The sequence below is a fragment of the Sphingobium yanoikuyae genome, assembly GCF_013001025.1.
Lineage (GTDB): Bacteria > Pseudomonadota > Alphaproteobacteria > Sphingomonadales > Sphingomonadaceae > Sphingobium > Sphingobium yanoikuyae_A.
In genome coordinates, this window is sequence record NZ_CP053021.1 from 2,651,678 (window position 1) to 2,672,535 (window position 20,858).

The window sequence follows — 20,858 nt, forward strand, 5'->3', positions numbered from 1 at the left end:
GATATCTTGGTCAGGCCGCGCCCTTATTGAGCAGGCAGCGGCGGCACGGAACGGGGCTGGCGATCTTCACCGATCGCCACGAAGGTGAAGGTCGCCTGGGTCACGCGATAGGATCGATCGTCGTGACGGGCACGGCGCCACGCCTCGACATCGATCTTCATCGATGTGCGGCCGACCGACTTCAGCGTCGCGAACACCGACACCTCATCGCCGACGATGACCGGACGGTGGAAGGTCATGCCCTCCACCGCGATCGTCACCGCACGGCCGTGGCTGTAGCGCGCCGCGACCGAACCCGCAGCCGAATCCATCAGGCTCATCAGCCAGCCGCCGAAAATATCCCCATGGGGATTGGTATCGGCTGGCATGGCGATGACGCGCACCGCCGGGCTATGCTCCGGCGGCTGCTCGTCGATCTTCGCCATCAGGCCAGCATGCCCAGCGGATTTTCGATGAGTTCGCGGAACGCCTTCATCAGGCGAGCGCCGTCGGCGCCATCGATCGCGCGATGATCGAAGCTGCCGGTCGCCGACATCACGGTCGCGATCTGGAGCGAGTCATCGACCACGAAGGGACGCTTCTCGCCCGCGCCGATCGCCATGATCATGCCCTGCGGCGGGTTGATGACGGCTTCGAACTGCTTGATGCCGAACATGCCCATGTTCGACAGCGACGCGGTGCCGCCCTGATATTCGCTCGGCTGCAGTTTGCCGGCCTTGGCGCGATCGGCCAGGTCCTTCATCTCGTTCGAGATGGCGGCGACGCCCTTGATGTCGGCGCCGGTGACGATCGGGGTGATCAGGCCACCGGGGATCGACACGGCCACCGAAATGTCGGCGCGCTTGAACTGCAGCATCTGGTCACCGGCGAACTGCACGTTGCACTCGGGCACCTGCATCAGCCCGACGCCCAGCGCCTTGATCAGCAGGTCGTTGACCGACAGCTTGACGCCACGGCCCGACAGGCCGGCGTTCAGCTCGCCGCGCAGCTTCAGCAGCTTGTCGAGCTGGATGTCCACGGTCAGGTAGATGTGCGGCACCTGCTGCTTGGACTCGGTCAGGCGGCGCGCGATCGTCTTGCGCATGCCGTTGAGCTTGATGACTTCGTGCGGAATGCCGAAATCCTGCGCGGCAGCGGCCACCGGTGCCGGGGCAGCGGCGGGTGCAGCAGCGGCCGGGGCGGCAACCGGTGCAGCGGTCTTGGCCGGGGCAGCAGCGGCGCCATCCAGGTCAGCCTTGACGATGCGGCCGTTCGGGCCCGAACCGGCGACAGCAGCCAGATCGACGCCCTTGGCTTCGGCCAGGCGACGGGCCAGCGGGCTCGCCTTCACGCGGCCTTCCGCCGGAGCGGCGGCAGGCGCAGCCGCCTTCGCCGGCACCGGATCAGCCTTGGCGGCGGGGGCGGCGGCTTCGGCCTTGGCGGGAACCGCATCAGCCTTGGGCGCGGGGGCAGCGCCACCGCTGGCGGCCGCTGCGGCGACATCCTCGCCCTCTTCGGCGATGATCGCGATGACGGTGCCGACCTTCACGCCCTCGGCGCCTTCCGACACCAGGATCTTGGCGACGGTGCCTTCATCGACCGCTTCGAATTCCATGGTGGCCTTGTCGGTCTCGATCTCGGCGAGAAGGTCGCCGGACGATACCTTGTCCCCTTCCTTGACCAGCCACTTGGCCAGCGTGCCCTCCTCCATGGTGGGGGACAGGGCAGGCATCTGGATCGTCTTGCTCATGCGTTCGGGGCCTCTTCTTGATTATCTGGCACGCGCCGTTTCGGAGCCCGTTTTCACCCTTTGGCCGGAACGGTCAAGGCCACGCCTTGCGCAAGGGCCCATAATGCCCCACATTTCACCTCGTTGGTTCGTCGGGGCAGTTTTGACGGGCCGGCAAGGCCGATTTTTGTTTCTCGGGGATATCGAACAATGCGGACATATCTGGTGGTCGTGGACGAATCGCCCGAAGCGGAAACCGCGCTGCGCTTCGCCGCACGCCGCGCCGCCAAGACGGCCGGGACGATCCGCATCCTGGCCCTCATCCCGCCGTCCGAATTCGTCCAGTGGGGCGGCGTCCAGGCGACGATGGAGGATGAGGCGCTGCAACGGGCCGAAGCGCTGGTAACCAGCGCCGCCGGCACGCTGACCGACGAATCCGGCATCCGCCCCAGCATCACCGTGCGCCAGGGCGATCCCGTCGCGGTCGTGCGCAAGACGCTGGAGGAAATGGACGATGTCGCCGCCCTGGTCCTGGGCGCCGCCGCCAGTGGCCCACCCGGTGCCCTGGTATCCCACTTCACCGGATCGGACGCGGGCAAGATGCCCTGCCCGATCATGATCATCCCCGGTGGCCTCGACAGCGACGCGATCGACCGGCTGAGTTGAACCAGAGCCTCAAGGCTTCTCCACGGCGAAATGCGTCGTGCCGGCGCGTGCGTCCGCGGCGCCCCATCAAGCGCAGACCTCTCGTCGCTGCCGACAATCTCATCATGCTGCACGGTTGCGTACCAGCGCGGCATCCGACAATCGCGCAAGGGGAGAATAGCGCGCATCTAAGACCAGGCACGATCGAAACACCGCATTACGATCTTCTTCATCGCATCAATGCGGAAACAGACCAGAAATCATTGTCGCAACCATCTTTCATCCAAATCGATATTTCCGCATCACCATTTCAACTCAGCCCAGACAGAAACTGAACTTCTTATGACCTGAAATATACAGGAAGACGCGCACCTTGCTTAACGCGATCTTCAACCTTGCAGGACAATCTTGCGGCAATTGATCTCGTCATAGCGGAAGAACTTCCTCCATGAGCTTTGTTGCGCCGTCCAGTCTCGGTCCTTTCGCCAGCGCCTATCCGCTGTCACCGACGATGCTGCAGCATAGCCTGACGGGCCATCCGCTGCTCTCGTTCGAAGCCCTGGCAAAAGCCAGCATCGACCTGCCACCGCAATTTGTCGAACGCCGGATCGGCAACGCCCCCAATGGCGGCGAATTCGCGATGGACCGCTCCGACGACGCCGATGTCGCCACCGTCATTCGCTCGATCCAGACCAGCGGCAACTGGATCATGCTCCGCTTCGTCGAGCAACTGCCCGCCTATCGCGAGTTGCTGGCCAGGCTGATGGACCAGATCGGCCCCGCAATTTCTCCAGCGACCGGTCCGGGGCTGACGGTGCGGGGGTTCATCTTCATTTCCGCGCCGGGAACGCTCACCCCGTTTCACTTCGATTGCGAATATAATATCCTCTTCCAGATCGCGGGCGACAAACAGTTCGCGACCTATCGCCCGATGGCACCATGGCTGCCGATCGACCGGCACGAAGCCTATTATGGTGGTGGCGACAATATGCTGCCCTGGAACGACGCCTATGAGGCGGATGCCGACATCCACCCCATGCAGCCGGGCGACGGCCTGTTCATCCCCTATGCCTCGCCCCATTGGGTCAGGGCGGGCTCGGAGCCGTCCATTTCGCTGTCGATCACTTGGCAGAGCCAGTGGAGCCAGACGCTGGGCGACGCCATGCAGATCAATCCGCTGCTGCGGCGATGGGGCCTGCCCACCGGCGACGTGCCGATATGGCCCAAGGCCGCCAAATGGCGCTCGATCGGGTGCCGCGTGGCGCGCAAGGCCGGGCTGTTATGAGCCACCTTCCCGCCTCCGGCAGTTTCCAACCGGACTCAAGCCATGCCTGGCCGATGTCGGACGCCGACCAACCCGCCGTCCGCATCCTGCGCCATGCCGATCTGACGGCCGATGATCGCGCGCAGTGGGCAGCCCTGTCGGCACTGGCCGGGGCCGCCAATGTCTTCGCGCAGGACTGGTTCATGGACGCCGCCCTGAGCCACGCGCCTGATGGCGCTGACGTGTTACTGGCCGTCGTCGCCCCCATCGATGGACCATGGCTGGGCGTCATGCCGCTGCTCGCCGTACCACGCTTCGGCCGGTGGCCCGTTCGCATCTGGCGCAACTGGTCGGCGACCAACCAGTTCCTGGGTACGCCGCTGGTCATCGCGCAGTCCGCTGATCTGTTCTGGAAGAGCCTGTTCGCCTTCCTGGACCAGCGCGCAGGCGGGGAGATCATGCTGCATGTCTCCGGACTGGATGCCGACGATCCGGTCAATATCGCCCTGTTCGATCGCTGTGAACGGGAAAGGCGAGCATTCCACACCATCCATTGCCATGATCGTCCAGCCTATCGCGCCGGCAAGCAAGGGGAAGGCCGCAGCGACGCGAAAATGCGGAGCCGACTGCGCAGCCTGTCGAAGCGGCTGGAACAGGACCATGGCCCGGTCACGATCGACATTCTGGCGTCTGACGCGCCATGCACAGCCTGGATCGACGCGTTTCTGGACCTGGAGGCATCCGGCTGGAAAGGCCGGGGCGGCAGCGCATTGGCAAGCGACGGCGCGACCCAAGCCCTGTTTTGCGAAGTGATTGAGCGCGGTCATGCGAACGGCAGCGCCCGCCTCGCCACCCTGTCGGTCGGGGGCCGCGCCATCGCCATGTCGAGCTGGTTTGAAGCCGCCATCTGGGGCCATGGCTTCAAGATGGCGTTCGACGAGGATTATCGCGCTTATGCGCCGGGCCAGCTTCTGATGCGCGACATCAGGGATCACATCGAGGTCCGCCCCGGCATGTCCTTCGACAGCTGCGTCCCACGCGGCGCCGGGCACTGCCATCGACTTTGGGGCAGCAACCGGAAGATTGTCGATGGTGTCGTCGCGATCGGCTCGCCCTGGCACCAAGTCCAGTTCGACGCCCTGATGAAGGCGAGAGCCGCCTATGCGGCGATCAAGGCCCTTTTTCCCGACCGACCGGGGCCCTGACGCCAGGTCGTAGCAACATGCCGCCTAGCTGCGGTCCAGCCCCAGCGCCCGGTCATCGGCCGTTGCCGCCGCCATTTCGGCCTGGGCTGCGGCGATGCGTGCCTGCGCCTCGATCAGCTTGACCGCGGCATCGGTGGCCGCTTCCTCGCGACTATTGACCAGGAAGAAATCGCTCGATCCCAGATCGAAGCGGCGCCGCTCGGCCTGGGCCAGTCGTTCGGCCAGGTCGCGCTGCCGCCGGGTCGTATCCACCAGCACGCGCGCGGCGTCGACCTCGATGCCGATGCCGGCCACTTCGGTGCGGATCTTTTCCGCCAGATAGCGCTGCTTGACGGTGAGTTCGTCGATCTTTGCCTGGCTCTCGGCGACCTTGCCCCTCGCTTTGCGGTTCTGCAGCGGCACCTTGAAGGTCACGCCGACGATCACCTCCAGCGGCGTGCGGCTATAGCCACCCAGACCCTGGGCACCGACATCCTTGGCAACCTGCCCCTCGAAATCCAGCTTGGGGCGGGTGTCGTTCTCGGCCAGCGCCAGCTTGACCGAGGCGTTATCGATTTCCTCCAGCAGGATGCCGAAGTCGGGACGATCCTCGATCGCGAACAGCGGGTTGATCCGCAGGCCGTCGAACGCGGCGGCGGATGCGGGCAGGCGCGCGGCATCGACGAGGATCGGCAATCCGTCCGCATCGCGATAATAGAGCGAGAAGCTGTTGGCCGCCGCCATGAACTCCTGCCGCGCCTGCACCACCAGCGCCTCGCGCTTGACCATGTTGGCTTCGTTTTCGGTCAGCAATATCGCGGACTTGGCGCCCAGTTGCACCTGGCGCGCAATGCCCTGGCTGCGGCTTTCCGCCAGATCGTATAGCGCCTCATAAGCCTTGAGCTTGAGGCCGCTCGCCACCCATTTCTGATAGGCGGCAATGGCGCGCGCCTGCACGCCGATGGCGGTCGCCCGCGTTTCGAAGCGGGCGATGTCGATGTCATTGCCGGCGATTTGCGAAGCGGATCGCCGCGCGTCGATCAGGCGATCGCGCATGAGGGCATAGAGCGCTCCGATCTTCAGTTCGCCCGCGCGATTGGTATAGGCCTTGTCCTCATAAACCGGGAAATCCCCGCGCGAATTGCGATATTGGCCATAGACATAGCCGCCATTGCCGGTCAGCGGGCGTTCGACCTTGCTGTCGATCAGCGTGCCGTCATAATAGCCCTCGACCCGGCTGCGGGCATCCACGGAAAACACCGTGTCGAAAGCGCCCTGTGCGCTGATCGCGCGCCCTTCGGCCTGACGCGCGCGCGCCAGGGCGGCAATGATATCGGGCGCCGAGCGGGCCGAGGATTGCAGCACCTCATCCAGCGTCAGCGGCGTCGAGGGCTGCCCTGCGGTCGGCGCGGGCGTCGCATCGACCGACAGGGCTGCACCGGCCGCGCACGGCAGGGTGCCCGCGCCCATGGCCGCGACCAGCATGGGCAGCGCCATTGCGCGCCACATCGTCACTTCTTCTTCTCGATCGAACTCTTGTCGTCCTTGGGCGCTTTCGCCTCGCCCTTGCCGGCCACCTGATCCTGGCCAAAGTTGAGCGGGAAATCGTTGAGCTGGCGCCACAATTCATACCAGACCGGCACCGTGTCGCCCTGGACCCAGCCCAGCACCTTGCTGCCCTGACGGACGAAGCGTCGCTCCGGCCAGGCGGTCTTGCCCGGCGCCTGTTCCACCAAGATGCGGAACAACCCGTCGGTGCGCGGCGTGGGATCGACCGACCGCACCTGGCCGTCATAGATACCAACAGCAAAAGCCGGCCAGCCGCTGAACTGGAAGGCCGGGAAGCCCTCAAATTCGAGCCGCACGGAGCGCCCCGGCTCGACCAGGGGCACGTCGCGCCCGTCGACATAGAGCTCGACCGCGCGGGTGATATTCTCGGGCGCGATCGTCGCCAGCACCGTGCCGGACGAGATCAGCGCGCCGCCCGCTGCGGCATTCAGATCCTGCACCCGACCTTCACGCGGCGCCGAGACGATCTGCGCCGAACTTTGCGCGAGCTTGATCTCGATCTGCTTGAGCTTCGCCCGCGCTTCGGCCAGCTTCGCGTCCACGTCGGCGACCTTGATCTGGGTCTGCTCATAATCGCGCCGGGCGGCCAGCCCTTCGGCATAGAGCTGGCTGGTGCGATTGACGTCGATCATCGCGGTTGCCCGCGCCTGCTGGACCGCCGCGATCTGCGCCTCGACCTGCGCCTTTTCGCCCGCCAGCCGGGCAAGAAAATCCGGATCGACATCGACCACCCGGACGATCGGATCGCCGGCCCGGACATGATCGCCGTCCCTGACGTAGAACTCGGCGACGCGGCCGCTCACCAGCGAGGATACGTCGCGGGCGCGGTCCTGCGCGCTCAGCGTCGTGACCTGGCCACCGCCCTGCGCCGTCTGCTGCCAGGGCACGAACAGGATCGCCAGCACGAGCAGGACGCCCAGCAGGATGAGCCAGGCGACGGTCGTCACCAGTCGGGGCGGCCGCAACTGGGCGAGCGACGGGAAATGTTCGGCCTGGGCGCGATCCAGTGTCATGCCTGCGCCTCCCGCGCTGCGACGAAGCGGGCAAATTCATCCTTGTCGGTGAACCGTTGCTGCGCGCGCGCGCCGACCCAATACCAGGCGTCGAGGTCGAGCGCTTCGGGGCGCCCGCTGCTGAGCAGCACGGTCGTGCCCGCTGCCCGCAACTCGGCCAACGTCGCCTTGAGGCTGGCAATCGGCATCATGTCGTAAAGTTGCGACAACAGCAGCACGCGCGGACGGCTGAGCAGGGCATTGGCAAGCTTGAGCTGCATCACTTCGACGATCGACAGCGGCGAGCCGGAACTGGCGAGTTGGGTATCGAGCCCGTGCGGCAGCCTGGCGAGCCGCGCGCCCAGGCCAACCCGTTCCAGCGCGTTCATGATCCGCGCCCCATCCATGTCGCGGCCTTCGGCGAACGAGAGATATTCGCGCAGGGTGACATCGATGATGGTCGGGCGATTGAGCACCATCACCGCCGATCGCAGCAGATACATGTCGAAACTGCCCAGTTCGCTACCGCCGATCAGGACGATCCCGCTGTCGGGCGCGGCATGGCGCTTGAGCAGCAGCGCCAGGGCGCTCTCCATGCCCGGTTCGGCCAGGATCACCGCCTGTTCGCCGCTCGCAATCTCGAAATTAATCTGGGCCTTGTCGATCTCGACATCGCGGAAGCGCACCGATCCGTCGCGCGGCGCTTCCCCGCGCTGGCCCAGCCGCTCCTGCGGGATGGCCAGGATCTGCGACAGTTCCTCGCTGCTCGCGACCAGATCATAGAAGGTGTCGAGATAGGAACCGAGCTGGTAGATGCCGTAGAAGACGCCGGACAGGATCAGTTCCGCCGCGACCAGCTGGCCGATCGAAAGCTGGCCGGCGAGGATCAGATTGCCGCCGAGCGCGAGCAAGGCGGCCGCGGCAAAGGCATAGACCAGGAAATAACCCAGCGTCTGCGCGAAGCTGTAGCGGAAATAGCGGCGATGCGCGGCGATATAGTCGGCAATGACCGTTTCGGACCGGTCCATCGCGAAATTCAGGTGCCGGGCCGACTTGTAGAAGCCGTTGGAACCGCCGACGCTTTCCAGCCAATGCGCGGCATTATGCTTGGCATGGCTGACACCTACCGCGCCGGTGATCGCACCATGCCGCCAGGCCAGCCAAATCATCAGGCACACCGTCACCAGCACCAGGTTGAAGGCCAGGAAGAAGGGATGGTAGAAACTGGTCACCACCAGTCCCACCGCCCCCTGCAGCACGATGGTGAAGGCGCCGATTACCAGGCTGGGCACCGATTTCTGGACGATCACCATGTCGAAATAGCGGTTGAACAGGCTACCCCGGCTTTCATCGACGAAGAAAGGGTTCTGCGCATGGACCGCGCGCACGGTGATTTCCGCGACCACCCGTGCAAAGATGCGGCGTTCGAAGATCGCCAGCAGATAGACGCGCAGCGCGCTCAGCCCCGCCACGACCAGCAGCAGCGCCAGCAGCACGCCGGACAGGATCCACAAGGGCGCGACCAGCGCGGTGCGCGCCACCGAGTTGATCAGCAGTTGCACGGAGATGGGGGTGGCCAGCGACAACAGGCTGATCGCCACCGTATAGACGATCCCGACATTCACATAGCTGCGGTCAGGCCCCACCACCTCCGACAGCCACGCGGCCGCCTGCCGCAAGCCGAAACGCTCACTCGCCAACTCGACACCTGTTCCCTGCCAGCCTCATCGAAAGCGCCCCTAACCGCGGCGATTAAGGCCCACAATGGCTTATGCTGCACAGCAACATAAACTTATGAAGCGTTTGCAGAATGGTGCAGGCATCAGGGCAAATGCTGCCCTCCCGGCCAGAAGTCCCCCGCTCTGGAGGGGACAGATCGGTCCTTCAGCCAAATTGCGCGAGGAAATCCCGCCCGGTCATTGGCAGCGAGAACATCGGGAAATCCTTGGTGATGGCGACGCGCTGTTCCTCCTCGCCGATGGTGGCGCAGCAGTCGATCAGCGTCGCGACATGATAGCCCCGTTCATAGGCGGAGCGCATGGTGGATTCGACGCAGCAATTGGTGAGAAAGCCGGCAATGACCAGGTGCGTGATGCCATGCTGGCGCAGGATGAAGTCGATATTGGTGCTGGCGAAGCAGTCCAGGCCACGCTTGCCCTCCACCACGATCTCGCCATCGGTTGGCGCCATCGCATCGGCAATCTGCGCGCCCCAGCTGCCACGGCGAAAGGCCCTGGCGGCGATCACGCCGGCAAGGATGCCATAGGGCCGGGTCGACAGTTCGGGATAGCCCTCCGCAAAGCTGATCGGCACATGAAGGATGGTGAGCCCCGCCTGGCGCGCACCATCCAGCAGCGCGACGCTGTTCGCCAGCATGCTGGTGGCGCGCATCACATCCCGCACCGCCTCATGCTGGGCACCGCCCTCGCTGACGAAATCATTCTGATATTCGATCAGGACGATAGCGGTCTTGTCCGGCTTCATGCTGTTGCTCCGGTTAAGGGTCAGGCGATGTCGGGCATCTGGTCGAGATATTTGTCGAGCGTCAGCGGATAGTCGCGCACGCGGATGCCGGTGGCATTGTAGATGGCGTTGGCGATCGCCGATCCGGGGCCGCATATGCCCAGTTCGCCCACCCCCTTCGCCTTCAACGGCGAGACCACCGGATCGAGCGTGTCGAGGAAGATGCATTCCTGATGCGGGATGTCGGCATGGACCGGCACTTCATAGCCGGCAAGGTCGTGATTGACGAAGAAGCCGAAGCGGGTGTCGACCGCCAGTTCCTCCATCAGGGCGGAGCCGGCCGACATGACCATGGCGCCGATCACCTGGCTGCGCGCCGACAGCGGATTGAGGATGCGGCCGGCATCGCACACCGCCAGCATCCGGCGGATCCGGGTTTCGCCGGTATAGGCGTTGACCGCGACTTCGGCGAAATGGCCGGCATAGGTGCCGACATCATAGCCCTTCTTGAAATCGCCGAAGCTGATTTCATCCTCCGCCGTCAGGGCGCCGGCATCGGTCAGCGCCATGCGGCGACCGCCCGCATCGATCCGGCCGTCGGCGAAGGTTGCGCTATCGGCGTCGAACCCCAGTTTCTGGCCGATCGCCCGGCGCAGCGCCACGCAGGCGGCATAAACGCCGGCGGTCGAACTGGCCGCGCCCCATTGGCCGCCCGACCCCGATGAGGCGGGAAAATCGGAATCACCCAGCACCACCTGGACCCGGTCGAGCGGCACGCCCATGGTTTCCGCCGCGGTCTGGGCGATGATCGTGTAGCTGCCGGTACCGATGTCGGTCATGTCGGTTTCGATGGTGATACGGCCATCCGTGCCGAGCCGTGCGCGCGCGCCGGATGTCGCCGTCGGCCCGCCGCGATAGCCCGCCGCGACGCCCATGCCGATCAGCCAGGCGCCCTCGCGGCGCTGCCCTGGCCTGGCGCTGCGCTGCGCCCAGCCGAACCGCTCCGCCCCTTCGCGCAGGCAGCGGACGAGGTTGCGGTCGGAAATGCGCTGGGTCGCGTTGGCAGGCACCGTCCCTTCGGGCTCATTGCGGATGCGCAGTTCGATCGGGTCCATGCCAAGCTTTTCGGCCAGTTCGTCGATCGCCACTTCCAGTGCCAGATGCCCCGGCGCCTCGCCGGGCGCGCGCATCGCATTGCCTTCCGGCAGGTCGAGCATGGCGACATGATTGGCGGTCATGCGATTGGCGCCGGCATAGACTTTGGGCGTCTGCGCCGTGCCATCCTCGCCATCGGTGCCGTTGATGTTGCTCGACCAGTTTTCATGCCCGATCGCCGTGATCCGTCCGTCGCGCTCCGCGCCGATACGGATGCGCTGGATCGTCGCCTGGCGATGGGTCGCGTTATTGGCCATCAGCGGGCGCTGCACGGCAATCTTGACCGGCCGTCCGGCCGCCTTGGCACCCAGCGCCGCCAGCACGGCATCCGCCCGCACGAACAGCTTTCCGCCAAAACCGCCGCCAATATAGGGCGAATCCACCCGCACATTGGCAGGGTCGATGCCCAGGATCTTGCTCATGCTCTGCTTGGCCCAGGCGATCATCTGGTTGGACGTCCAGAGCGTCAGCCTGTCGCCGTCCCAGGCAGCGATGGTGGCGAACGGTTCCATCATCGAATGACTTTCGTTCGCGGTGCTGTAGCGCGCGTCGAGCTTCACCGGCGCTGCGGCGAAGGCGGTGGCGAAATCGCCCTGACTGCTCGTGTCAGGCTTGCCCCCCTGCCCCTTGGCCAGCGGCGCGGCGGGGGCGACGGCAGGAAAATCGAACACGCCCTTGTCCCGCACATAATCGGTGCGGATGAGCGCCGCGGCGGCGCGCGCCTGTTCGAAGCTTTCGGCCACCACACAGGCGATCGCCTGATGATAATGATGGATGTCGCTGCCGCCGAACAGCGGGGCATAATTCATCATGCCCTTGCCGACCGGCTTGGTATCGGGGGCGGTCACGATCGCGATCACGCCCGGCGCGGCGCGGGCCAGGCTGGTGTCCATCGCGGCGATCCGCCCCTTGGCGATGGCCGATCCGACGACGAAGCCATAGGCCTGGTTGGCGATGACATCATGGCGTTCGGCGGCATAGGGCGCCTGGCCGGTGGTCTTGAGCGGGCCGTCGATCCGGGGCGTCGACTTGCCGACGATCTTGGCCTGATCGAACAGATTGGCCTTGGCGGGGGCATCGAATTTCATGGGATCAACTCCTCGCCTGGGCCATGAGCGACGCCAGCGTCCGCTCGGCCAGTTTCAGCTTGAACCTGTTGTCCTCGGTCGGACGGGCATCGGCAAAGACCTTCTCCGTCACCGCGCGCGCGCCGCCTGGAAAGGCGCTTTCGGCCGCTTCCACCCGCCAGGGCCGATGGGCGACGCCGCCAAATGCCACGCGTCCGCTACCGTCCTTCTGGATGACGGTGGCGACCGAAACCAGCGCGAAGGCATAGGAGGCCCGGTCGCGCACCTTGTAATAGAGCTGGGTGCCGCCGATCGGCTTTGGCAGGGTGACGGCGGTGATCAGTTCGCCAGCCTCCAGCACATTGTCGCGCTGCGGCTCATTGCCGGGCAGGCGATGGAAATCCGCAAAATCGATTGCGCGCTTTGCGCCATCGGCCTTCACCGTCTCGACCTTCGCATCGAGCAGGCGCAGCGCCACGCCCATGTCGCCGGGATAGGTGGCGATGCACTGGTCCGACGAGCCGATGACGGCCAGCTGCCGGGAAAAGCCGCCGATCGCCGCGCAGCCGGTGCCGGGCCGACGCTTGTTGCAGGGCATGTTGGTGTCGTAGAAATAGGGGCAGCGGGTTCGCTGCAGCAGGTTCCCCGCCGTCGTCGCCTTGTTGCGCAACTGGCCGCTGGCGCCGGCGACGATCGCACGGGCAAGGACGCCATAGTCGCGGCGGACCGCCATGTCCGACGCCAGCGCCGTGTTGGTGACGAGCGCGCCGATCCGCAGCCCGCCCTCCGCCGTCTTCTCGATCTGGTCAAGCTTCAGATCCTGGACATCGACCAGATGGGTCGGCGTCTCGATCTCCAGCTTCATCAGGTCGAGCAAATTGGTGCCGCCAGCCAGATATTTGGCGCCAGGCCGGCCGGCCACGGCGGCGGCGGCCTGCTCGGGCGTCTTCGCCCGTTCATAGGTAAAGCTCTTCATGCCTTTGCTCCCGCGACCTGCGCCATGGCCTCGGCAATGTTGGAATAGGCGCCGCAACGGCAGAGATTGCCGCTCATCCGCTCGCGCATCTCGATATTGGAATAGTCCGGGGCGCGGGTGATGTCCGCCTGGACATGGCTCGGCACGCCCTGCTCGATTTCCTTGAGCACGGCAACGGCAGAGCAGATCTGCCCCGGCGTGCAATAGCCGCACTGATAGCCGTCATGGGCGATGAAAGCGGCCTGCATCGGATGCAGGTTGTCGGGCATGCCCAGCCCTTCGATCGTGGTGATCTCGTCGCCCTGATGCTGCAGCGCCAGGCTGAGGCAGCTGTTGATGCGGGTGCCGTTGACCATCACGGTGCAGGCGCCGCACTGGCCATGATCGCAGCCCTTCTTGGTGCCGGTCAGCTTGAGATGTTCGCGCAGCGCGTCGAGCAATGTCGTGCGGGTGTCGAGCTTCAACTGCTGCCGCTCGCCATTCACGATGAAATCGACCGCCATCATCGGCGGCGGCGCAGCGGGAGACGGCTGTGCCTGCACTGGTGCTGGAATGACGGCAACCGTCGCGGAGGCGGCACCGCCCGCCAATATGCCACGTCGCGACACGCCCATATCCGGAAAATCGGCCATGAAAATCTCCCCTGCAGACGCTGGTTGCGCGCTCTATCGAAGAAAAAACTGGCGGCCATCTTCCGGCCTGCCATCTACCCAGATGGAGGATAACACAGGAGAGGCCGTTCAGGTTCATGCGATGATCGGCATGATGTCATGATCGGGAATCATGAATGCTGTGGCGGCCGACGCTGATCGCCAAATAAATACCGCGGGGCCTTCCACACGCGACCTTCCACGCAAACCAGCATGGCGCTGCAACGACCGTTCCACGCGGCCCGTAGCTGTGCCATGGTGGTCGATCCTGTATAGAGGCCCCATGACCGACATCGACCAATTTATCGCCGGACTGCCCAAGGCAGAGTTGCACCTCCATATCGAAGGGACGCTGGAGCCCGAACTGATGTTCGCGCTGGCCCGGCGTAACGACGTGACGCTGCCTTACGGCTCGATCGACGAGATCCGCCAGGCCTATGATTTCGGCAATCTCCAGGATTTCCTCGACATCTATTATGCCGGCACCAATGTGCTGCGCACGCCGCAGGATTTCCACGATCTCGCGGCCGCCTATTTCGATCGCGCAGCGCAGGACAATATCGTCCATGCCGAAATCATGTTCGATCCGCAGGCGCACACATCGCGCGGCGTGCCCTTCGCCCATGTGATCGAGGGGCTGCTGTCAGCCATGCGGGACGCGGAAGAACGCCATGGCATCACCAGCGACCTGATCCTGAGCTTCCTGCGCCATCTGAGCGAGGAAGAGGCCTTTGACACACTGCACGCCGCGACCCCCTGGCTGTCGCAGATCAAGGCCGTGGGGCTGGACTCGTCGGAAGTCGGCCACCCGCCCGAGAAATTCGCCCGCGTCTTCGCCGCTGCAGCCGATGCCGGCCTCAAGCTGTGCGCCCACGCCGGCGAGGAAGGCCCGCCCGCCTATGTCTGGGAAGCGCTCGACCTGCTCAAGGTCGACCGGATCGACCATGGCAATCGCGCGCTGGAGGAGGATGCCCTGGTCGAGCGACTGGTGGACGAGCAGATGGTGCTGACCGTCTGCCCGCTCTCCAACCTCAAATTATGCGTGATCGACGACATCGCCAGCCATCCGCTCGACCGGATGCTGGACATGGGCCTGCGCGCGACGGTCAATTCCGACGATCCGGCCTATTTCGGCGGCTATCTCAACGACAATTATCGCGCCGTCACCGCCGCACGCGACCTGACCCGCGAACAAATTGCCCTGCTGGCGCGCAACAGCATCATCGGCTCCTTCCTGCCGCAGCAGGCCAAGGACGCCCATCTGGCGACCATCGACGCCTATCTCGAACAGGCGCATTGACGCCCTGATTTACCGGCCCCTCCCCCGATGATATAGCCTGTCTCACAGGATGGCGGGCTTTTGGGGAAGGGCCGGACGCATGGCTGACTGGATAAGGGCGGCGACCGCGCTGGGCATCGGCCTGTCGCTCGCCTCCGTATCGATCGAACCTGCCTTCTCGCCCGCGACGCTTGCCGCGCTCGATCCTGTCCGCCTCGCCCGCAGCCTGTGCAGCGGCCCAGGGGTCGGCTCCGCCCTCGCCCGCGAATTGCTGATCGCGGCGGCCGCCGCCCAGCCGATCGCTCAAGCCCCGCCGATCCCGCTGTTCGATGATCTCACCCATTCACGCTTTCCACTGACCAGCACCAATCCGCAGGCGCGCCGCTATTTCAGCCAGGGTCTGCTGCTCATGTACGGCTTCAACCATGCCGGCGCGGTCCGCTCCTTCCGTGCGGCACAGCGGCTCGATCCGGCCTGCGCGCTCTGCTGGTGGGGCGAGGCGGTGGCGCTCGGCCCCAATATCAACGCACCGATGGATGCCGGCGACCGGGGCGCGGCTCTTGCCGCGATGGACCGGGCGATGACGCTGCGCGATCGGGCCTCACCGATGGAGCGCGGCCTGATCGCGGCCGCGGCGCTGCGCTATGCCCCTGATCCCGATGCCGATCGCGCGGCGCTCGACGGCGCCTATGCCGATGCGATGCTGGCGCTCGCGGCGCGCTTCCCGGCCGATGACGATGTCGCCCTGCTGGCGGCCGAAGCGGCGATGGACACCAGCCCGTGGAATTATTGGGAGGCCGACCGCAAGACCCCGATCGGGCGCGCCGGCGCCGCCATCCGCCTGGTCGAAACGGTGCAGGCGCGCAATCCCGCCCATGTCCAGGCGGCGCATCTGATGATCCACCTGCTCGAAGCGAGCGATGCAAAACGCGCCGAAGCTGCCGCCGACCGCCTCTCCGCCGATGGCGTGCCCAGCGCCGCCCATCTCGTCCATATGCCGAGCCACATCTATCAGGTCGTCGGCCGCTATCGTGACTCGATCCGCGTCAACATCGCCGCCGCCCGCGCCGACGAAGTCTTCATTCGCGCCACCGACGACCACAGCCTGGTGCGCTACGGCTATTATCCGCACAATGTCCATTTCATCGTCGCCTCCGCGCAAATGGCAGGCGACATGGATGGCGCGATGCGGGAGGCGCGCCGCCTGCGCGTCATTCTCGATCCCGCAACCTCCGCCGCCATCGCCTGGATCCAGGCGATCGACGCCGCCCCCTATCTGGCCATGGCGCAGTTCGCCGCGCCTGCCGACATCCTCGCCCTGCCCGCGCCCGATCCGCGCCTGCCCTATGCCATCGCCATGCGCCATTATGCCCGCGCCGTCGCCCGTGCCCAGCAGCGCGACCAGCGCGGCTTCGATGCGGAGGTCGCGGCAATGAGCGCGCTCGCCCGCTCCGATGCACTGGCCCCGATGATTGCGCAGGGCGTCCCAGCCCCGGACCTGATCGCGCTCGCCACCGCGGTCGCGCGCGGCCGTCTCGCCACCGCCCAGCGCCGCTATGCGCAGGCCGCCGACCATTATCGCGCCGCGATCGCGCTGGAGCGCAGGATACCCTATCAGGAACCGGCCTACTGGTATTATCCGGTGCATCAGTCGCTCGGCGCCGCCCTCTTCCTCGCCGGCCGCCACGACGATGCCAGCGCCGCTTTCCGCCAGGCACTGATCCAGGCCCCCAATAATGGCTGGGCGCTCTACGGCCTTGCCCGCGCGGAGGCAGCCCAGGGGCACAAGGCAGAGGCCGCCGCCGCCCGCAAGGCCCTGACCAGCGCCTGGTCCGGCGATCCCGACTGGCTGCGGATGAACCGGCTCTGAGGGGCGATCCGCTTGTTGATCGGGAAAATGGACAAATAGCCCGGAAAATACTGGCCATCGCCCATTTTGCTGGTAGGGAGGGCGCGTCCAGCCCACCGGGATCGATATTTCGCGCCATGGCATCCGCGCCGCCCCCTTTCCGCGTCCTGCGTCAATCGCGCCCCGGCGCGCAACGTCCATCATGAGCCGCCCCGGCCAGCGCTGGAGCCGCCGCCGCGCCCGCGCGCTGCTGCGCCATAGCGGGCCGACATCCTTGCTGTTTCGCCGTCGCCTCGCCCTGATCGGCGGCGCCGTGCTGGTGGGCCTCGCCGCGCTCGCCTTCGCCTGGGCCGCGGACGAAGCGACCGAGGCTTTCCATCGCCTCGCCACCGCCAATCGCTGGCTGCCGCTGCTGCTGACCCCGCTCGGCTTTGCCGCCCTCGCCTGGATCACCCGCAGCGTCGCGCCCTTTGCCGGCGGATCAGGCATTCCGCAGGTGATCGCCGCCACCCAATTGCCGGAAAAGGTCGGCCGCTGCCTGGTTGACCTGCGCATGGCCCTGCTGAAGGTCGTGCTGACCATATCCGGCCTGCTGGTCGGCGCATCGGTCGGCCGCGAAGGCCCCACCGTCCAGATTTCCGCCGCCATTCTTGCCCGCGTTCACGCCCTGCTGAACGTGCCCCTGCGCGCGTCCGTCATGGTCGCGGGCGGCGCGGCCGGCGTTGCCGCCGCCTTCAACACGCCGCTCGCCGGTATTGCCTTCGCGATCGAGGAACTGGCTTCCGCCTATGAGCAGCGCATGACCTTGCTGGTCATCACGGCGGTCATCATCTCGGGCATGGTCAGCCTCGGCGTCGCTGGCGACTATGTCTATTTCGGCGCGGTCGCCGCCCATCTGCCGCTGCAGTCGGCAGTGCCGATCGCGCTGCTGGCCGGGTTGCTGGGCGGCATGTCCGGCGGCCTGTTCGCGCGGCTGGCGCTCGATGCCGCCACCGCGCGCAATCGCATGACCGACTGGATGCGGGCCCATCCAGTGCTGTTCGCCGGCGGCTGCGGCCTGCTGGTGGCGGCGATCGGCGTGGCCACCGGCCTCACTTGGGGCACCAGCTATGCCCCGGCCCGCACCATGATCGCGGGCGGCGACCAGCCGCTCTGGTTCGCCCCTGCCAAATTCCTCAGCACCCTCGCCACCAGCGTCTCGGGCATTCCCGGCGGCATCTTCGCCCCCTCGCTCGCCACCGGCGCCGGCTTCGGCAATCTGCTGCGCTGGATTTTCCCCGGCGAACCGGCGAGCGCCGTCGTGCTGCTGGGCATGGTCGCCTATTTCACCGGCGTGGTGCGCGCGCCATTGACCGCCGTCATCATCATTTCGGAAACCACCGGCAGCCGCGGCTTCATGTTGCCGCTGCTGGGCGCCGCACTGGTCGCCGACGCATCGGCGCAGATATTCTGTCGCGAGCGCCTCTATCACGGCCTGTCCCGCAACTTCCTGGAGCGGGCCAAGGCCGCCGAAGCGAACCGCTGACATGGCGGCGCTCGGCTGCCTACTCCTGATGATATTGCCGATTATCGGCTTTCTCGCCGGCCAGCTGCTCGCCGGCATGGACGGCGCCTGGATCGGCGCCGCCATCGGCCTCACCGGCGCGATCGGCTTTTCGGCGGTGACCTTCTACGCCCTGCTCCAGGCCGGCCGCCGCCGCTAACTCAGCCCTCGGCGCGCAGCTTGTCCGCCAGTTGCTGGATTTCATCGGGATTGAGCAGCCAAGTCCGGGTCTTCTGCCCCTCGCGATGCACCGGCTGGGTCAGCAGCACCCGCGCCTGTTCCTTGGCGAAGGGCTTGAACAGGCCATAATGGATGACGCAATCGCGCACCGTCGCGATCAGCGGTGCCTTGCCATCCAGGTCGATCATGGTGGCGGGCTGGTCCCAGGGGATGGTCGAGATAATCATGCATATCCCATCACCACCCACCGCGCGCGAAATCAAGGGAAAGCTTTCGCCGCCATGCCCCCGGAATCGCCCCGCCCCTTACAGCGCCCGCATCCAGAATTGCATCGGGTGGCTGACCTTTTCGCTGCCGCCAATTTCCTTCCAGCTCATGTCGCACAGCGCGCCCTTGATCGGCGCATAGCCGCGCTTGCGCCAGAAGGGGGCAAGGTCGCGGGCGCCGGCCGGGCGGCGCGGATCGTCCTCGCCGCGCACCACGCCACAGAAGATCGCATATTCGGCGCCAGCCTCCCGCGCCGCCGCCTCCCGCGCGTCGAAGAAGAGATGGCCGATGCCGCGACCATGATAGGCCGGCAGCAGCACGGACTCGCCGAAATAGAAGCTGCGCGCGACATCGACGCCCGCCGCCGCCAGCGGCGCGACCAGGCTGTCGGGCTGGCCGGCCAGCGGCGAGGCGGTGGCGATGCCGACCGGCTCCTCGCCGATCCGCGCCCGCACCAAAGTCGCCTTGTCGCTCGCCAGAAATTCGCGCAGATACGCCTCCTCATGCGCGGCATCGCCCTCATAGAGATAGGGCCACTCACGGAAGATGCGGATGCGCAGCGTCGCCAGCGCCTCAAGTCCCTGCGCATCGCTGGTCACGCGGTCGACGATGATCGACGGCTCGGTCATTCTGCAATCTCCTGATCTTCGATTTGCGGCGCGGCCGGCGCATCGTCGCGCGCGGCATCGCTGGCCATCTGCGCGATCACGTCCGATCCCGCGCCATTCTGGATGATGTGGAAGGGCACATGCTGTTCGGGCCAGTGGCGGAAGGGCAGCACCGTGCCGTCGGCGCGCAGCGCGTCGACCATGGCAAGGTCGATGTCCGCCACCACCCAGGCCGGGCCGTTCGCCTGCCCCAACGCGATCACGCCATCGTCGGGCATCGCGCCATCGGGCGGACCAAAGGCGCCGGCGGCGCCGAAATTCTCGTCCATGCAGGGCAGCCAGGGCGCCATGCCGACGCTGGGCGACTGGACGACGAAGCATTGATTTTCCATCGCCCGCGCCTGCGCGCCGATCCGCACCCGCCAATAGCCCTGCATCGTGTCGGTGGCCGATGGCGTCAGGATCAGCTTGGCGCCGGCCTCCGCCTGCGCCCGCGCGATCATCGGAAATTCGACATCATAGCAGATCGATATGCCGACCGGCCCGATCGGCGTGTGGATGAGGTTGATGCTGTCGCCGCCGCTGATGCCCCAGCGCTCGCGCTCGAACCGGGTCATCATGATCTTGTCCTGATGGCCGGTGGTGCCGTCGGGACAGAACAGCCGCGCGCGATTGACGATCCGCCCGTCGCTTTCCCGCACCGGCCGGCTACCCGCCAGGATCATGATGTCGAGCCGCGCCGCAAGCTCGGCATGGAGGCGGTCATGGGCTTCGCCAAACTGCATAACCAGGTCGAGCGAGGCGGTCAGGTCCGCCGCTCGCTCCGGATCGATCCCGGCCAGCTCCATCGCCGCATATTCGGGGAAGATCGCCAGCGTCGCGCCCAGCACGGCGGCCTCCTCCACCCAGCGGGTCAGCTTTTCCTGCCAGGCGGCAAAGCTCTGCATCTGCTCGATCGGATATTGGGCGGCGGCAACGCGAATGTGGGTCAAGGATACCTCGGGATGGAACGGCAATGGGGCGGGTGCAGGCTTAGACCCGATCGACCTGCGCGATCCAGTCGGCCAGATTATAATGGTTGGAAATGCGCGTTATCTGGCCCTCGCCGATATCAAAGAAGGCGCCGACGCGCAGATGATAGGTCTGGCCGACGGCCGGCGGCAGGCCTTCGTCGGTCATCAGATAGCGGCCATCCAGCATGAACTCGGCCGCCGCCCGCGTCCCTTCCGCGTTCGCGAGCACGATCGGATCGATCACCGTCTCGGCATAGCAAATGTTCATATGGGCCAGGAAATCGGCGAAGGCTGCCTTGCCGATACGGGCCGCGCCCTGGCTCGGCTCATGCCGCACATCGTCGGCCAGCAGCGCCAGCATCCCCTCGGCATCCTGCCGGTTGAAGGCGTCATAATAGGCATGGACCAGGGCCAGGGTCGCTTCGGACACAGATTTCTCCTCGGAC

Annotated in this window: 20 protein-coding genes; 7 read left to right on the top strand and 13 right to left on the bottom strand. The window is 66.0% G+C overall.

Annotated elements, in window-relative coordinates; translation table 11 throughout:
- Positions 1 to 23: 23 nt before the first annotated feature.
- Together HH800_RS13010 and HH800_RS13015 are read right to left on the bottom strand one after the other, a co-directional pair.
- Entirely contained in the window at positions 24 to 425 is a 402-nt protein-coding gene (locus HH800_RS13010) for an acyl-CoA thioesterase (RefSeq protein WP_004207606.1), read from the bottom strand.
- Positions 425 to 1,729: a pyruvate dehydrogenase complex dihydrolipoamide acetyltransferase gene (locus tag HH800_RS13015; protein WP_169861329.1), complete on the bottom strand. Its 1,305-nt coding sequence runs from the start codon at positions 1,727 to 1,729 to the stop codon at positions 425 to 427. The genes HH800_RS13010 and HH800_RS13015 overlap by 1 nt, the downstream gene beginning before the upstream one ends.
- Before the next feature lie 189 nt (positions 1,730 to 1,918).
- Here HH800_RS13015 and HH800_RS13020 point away from each other — a divergent pair, with 189 nt between their 5' ends.
- The 3 genes from HH800_RS13020 (at position 1,919) to HH800_RS13030 (ending at position 4,822) form a co-directional block, all read left to right on the top strand.
- On the top strand, positions 1,919 to 2,374 hold the full coding sequence (locus HH800_RS13020; RefSeq protein ID WP_004207608.1) for a universal stress protein: 456 nt from the start codon (positions 1,919 to 1,921) through the stop codon (positions 2,372 to 2,374).
- 427 nt (positions 2,375 to 2,801) lie between these two features.
- A complete protein-coding gene (locus HH800_RS13025) occupies positions 2,802 to 3,638 on the top strand; it encodes a transcription factor jumonji, JmjC (RefSeq protein WP_169861330.1) in 837 nt (278 codons plus the stop codon).
- Between the two features lie 53 nt (positions 3,639 to 3,691).
- Positions 3,692 to 4,822, top strand: a complete 1,131-nt coding sequence (locus tag HH800_RS13030) for a GNAT family N-acetyltransferase (RefSeq protein WP_235681877.1) — start codon at positions 3,692 to 3,694, stop codon at positions 4,820 to 4,822.
- A 24-nt stretch (positions 4,823 to 4,846) separates the two neighbouring features.
- On the opposite strand, the gene HH800_RS13035 is transcribed toward HH800_RS13030, so the two are convergent.
- The 7 genes from HH800_RS13035 to paoA form a co-directional block, all read right to left on the bottom strand.
- A complete protein-coding gene (locus HH800_RS13035) occupies positions 4,847 to 6,310 on the bottom strand; it encodes a TolC family protein (RefSeq protein WP_169861332.1) in 1,464 nt (487 codons plus the stop codon).
- 2 nt (positions 6,311 to 6,312) lie between these two features.
- A complete protein-coding gene (locus tag HH800_RS13040; protein ID WP_037521586.1) occupies positions 6,313 to 7,383 on the bottom strand; it encodes an efflux RND transporter periplasmic adaptor subunit in 1,071 nt (356 codons plus the stop codon).
- The gene (locus HH800_RS13045) at positions 7,380 to 9,062 is read right to left on the bottom strand and encodes an ABC transporter ATP-binding protein (RefSeq protein WP_037512656.1); all 1,683 of its coding nucleotides are present in this window, start codon (positions 9,060 to 9,062) and stop codon (positions 7,380 to 7,382) included. The genes HH800_RS13040 and HH800_RS13045 overlap by 4 nt, the downstream gene beginning before the upstream one ends.
- 184 nt (positions 9,063 to 9,246) lie before the next feature.
- Positions 9,247 to 9,846, bottom strand: a complete 600-nt coding sequence (locus HH800_RS13050) for a cysteine hydrolase family protein (RefSeq protein ID WP_169861333.1) — start codon at positions 9,844 to 9,846, stop codon at positions 9,247 to 9,249.
- A 20-nt stretch (positions 9,847 to 9,866) separates the two neighbouring features.
- Positions 9,867 to 12,068, bottom strand: coding sequence for an aldehyde oxidoreductase molybdenum-binding subunit PaoC (gene paoC, locus HH800_RS13055; RefSeq protein WP_161730418.1), 2,202 nt, complete (start codon positions 12,066 to 12,068; stop codon positions 9,867 to 9,869).
- A gap of 4 nt (positions 12,069 to 12,072) precedes the next feature.
- On the bottom strand, positions 12,073 to 13,023 hold the full coding sequence (locus tag HH800_RS13060) for an FAD binding domain-containing protein (protein ID WP_169861334.1): 951 nt from the start codon (positions 13,021 to 13,023) through the stop codon (positions 12,073 to 12,075).
- Positions 13,020 to 13,655, bottom strand: coding sequence for an aldehyde dehydrogenase iron-sulfur subunit PaoA (gene paoA, locus HH800_RS13065; RefSeq protein WP_169861335.1), 636 nt, complete (start codon positions 13,653 to 13,655; stop codon positions 13,020 to 13,022). The genes HH800_RS13060 and paoA overlap by 4 nt, the downstream gene beginning before the upstream one ends.
- A 301-nt stretch (positions 13,656 to 13,956) precedes the next feature.
- On the opposite strand from paoA, the gene HH800_RS13070 reads away from it, so the two are divergent.
- The 4 genes from HH800_RS13070 to HH800_RS13085 all read left to right on the top strand — a co-directional run bounded on the left by HH800_RS13070 (position 13,957) and on the right by HH800_RS13085 (position 18,504).
- The gene (locus HH800_RS13070; protein WP_169861336.1) at positions 13,957 to 14,973 is read left to right on the top strand and encodes an adenosine deaminase; all 1,017 of its coding nucleotides are present in this window, start codon (positions 13,957 to 13,959) and stop codon (positions 14,971 to 14,973) included.
- Between the two features lie 79 nt (positions 14,974 to 15,052).
- On the top strand, positions 15,053 to 16,822 hold the full coding sequence (locus HH800_RS13075) for a tetratricopeptide repeat protein (RefSeq protein WP_169861337.1): 1,770 nt from the start codon (positions 15,053 to 15,055) through the stop codon (positions 16,820 to 16,822).
- A gap of 181 nt (positions 16,823 to 17,003) precedes the next feature.
- Positions 17,004 to 18,326, top strand: coding sequence for a chloride channel protein (locus HH800_RS13080; protein WP_169861338.1), 1,323 nt, complete (start codon positions 17,004 to 17,006; stop codon positions 18,324 to 18,326).
- A gap of 28 nt (positions 18,327 to 18,354) precedes the next feature.
- Positions 18,355 to 18,504 (top strand): hypothetical protein, encoded by a 150-nt coding sequence (locus HH800_RS13085; protein WP_168708657.1) that lies wholly within the window; start codon positions 18,355 to 18,357, stop codon positions 18,502 to 18,504.
- Position 18,505: 1 nt separating this feature from the next.
- On the opposite strand, the gene HH800_RS13090 is transcribed toward HH800_RS13085, so the two are convergent.
- From HH800_RS13090 to HH800_RS13105, 4 genes are all read right to left on the bottom strand, one after another.
- Entirely contained in the window at positions 18,506 to 18,751 is a 246-nt protein-coding gene (locus HH800_RS13090) for a hypothetical protein (RefSeq protein ID WP_010337356.1), read from the bottom strand.
- Between the two features lie 78 nt (positions 18,752 to 18,829).
- The gene (locus HH800_RS13095; RefSeq protein ID WP_169861339.1) at positions 18,830 to 19,420 is read right to left on the bottom strand and encodes a GNAT family N-acetyltransferase; all 591 of its coding nucleotides are present in this window, start codon (positions 19,418 to 19,420) and stop codon (positions 18,830 to 18,832) included.
- On the bottom strand, positions 19,417 to 20,391 hold the full coding sequence (locus HH800_RS13100) for a carbon-nitrogen hydrolase family protein (RefSeq protein WP_169861340.1): 975 nt from the start codon (positions 20,389 to 20,391) through the stop codon (positions 19,417 to 19,419). The genes HH800_RS13095 and HH800_RS13100 overlap by 4 nt, the downstream gene beginning before the upstream one ends.
- 40 nt (positions 20,392 to 20,431) lie before the next feature.
- Positions 20,432 to 20,842 carry a ketosteroid isomerase-related protein gene (locus tag HH800_RS13105; protein ID WP_169861341.1) on the bottom strand — a complete coding sequence of 137 codons (411 nt, stop codon included), beginning with the start codon at positions 20,840 to 20,842 and terminating at the stop codon, positions 20,432 to 20,434.
- Positions 20,843 to 20,858 lie beyond the last annotated feature (16 nt).

Excerpts from the sequence above, each read along its gene's own strand:
- HH800_RS13010 (WP_004207606.1), bottom strand. The coding sequence starts at position 425 with ATGGCGAAGATCGACGAGCAGCCGCCGGAGCATAGCCCGGCGGTGCGC.
- HH800_RS13015 (WP_169861329.1), bottom strand. The coding sequence starts at position 1,729 with ATGAGCAAGACGATCCAGATGCCTGCCCTGTCCCCCACCATGGAGGAG.
- HH800_RS13020 (WP_004207608.1), top strand. The coding sequence starts at position 1,919 with ATGCGGACATATCTGGTGGTCGTGGACGAATCGCCCGAAGCGGAAACC.
- HH800_RS13025 (WP_169861330.1), top strand. The coding sequence starts at position 2,802 with ATGAGCTTTGTTGCGCCGTCCAGTCTCGGTCCTTTCGCCAGCGCCTAT.
- HH800_RS13030 (WP_235681877.1), top strand. The coding sequence starts at position 3,692 with ATGTCGGACGCCGACCAACCCGCCGTCCGCATCCTGCGCCATGCCGAT.
- HH800_RS13035 (WP_169861332.1), bottom strand. The coding sequence starts at position 6,310 with ATGTGGCGCGCAATGGCGCTGCCCATGCTGGTCGCGGCCATGGGCGCG.
- HH800_RS13040 (WP_037521586.1), bottom strand. The coding sequence starts at position 7,383 with ATGACACTGGATCGCGCCCAGGCCGAACATTTCCCGTCGCTCGCCCAG.
- HH800_RS13050 (WP_169861333.1), bottom strand. The coding sequence starts at position 9,846 with ATGAAGCCGGACAAGACCGCTATCGTCCTGATCGAATATCAGAATGAT.
- paoC (WP_161730418.1), bottom strand. The coding sequence starts at position 12,068 with ATGAAATTCGATGCCCCCGCCAAGGCCAATCTGTTCGATCAGGCCAAG.
- HH800_RS13060 (WP_169861334.1), bottom strand. The coding sequence starts at position 13,023 with ATGAAGAGCTTTACCTATGAACGGGCGAAGACGCCCGAGCAGGCCGCC.
- paoA (WP_169861335.1), bottom strand. The coding sequence starts at position 13,655 with ATGGCCGATTTTCCGGATATGGGCGTGTCGCGACGTGGCATATTGGCG.
- HH800_RS13070 (WP_169861336.1), top strand. The coding sequence starts at position 13,957 with ATGACCGACATCGACCAATTTATCGCCGGACTGCCCAAGGCAGAGTTG.
- HH800_RS13075 (WP_169861337.1), top strand. The coding sequence starts at position 15,053 with ATGGCTGACTGGATAAGGGCGGCGACCGCGCTGGGCATCGGCCTGTCG.
- HH800_RS13080 (WP_169861338.1), top strand. The coding sequence starts at position 17,004 with ATGAGCCGCCCCGGCCAGCGCTGGAGCCGCCGCCGCGCCCGCGCGCTG.
- HH800_RS13085 (WP_168708657.1), top strand. The coding sequence starts at position 18,355 with ATGATATTGCCGATTATCGGCTTTCTCGCCGGCCAGCTGCTCGCCGGC.
- HH800_RS13090 (WP_010337356.1), bottom strand. The coding sequence starts at position 18,751 with ATGATTATCTCGACCATCCCCTGGGACCAGCCCGCCACCATGATCGAC.
- HH800_RS13095 (WP_169861339.1), bottom strand. The coding sequence starts at position 19,420 with ATGACCGAGCCGTCGATCATCGTCGACCGCGTGACCAGCGATGCGCAG.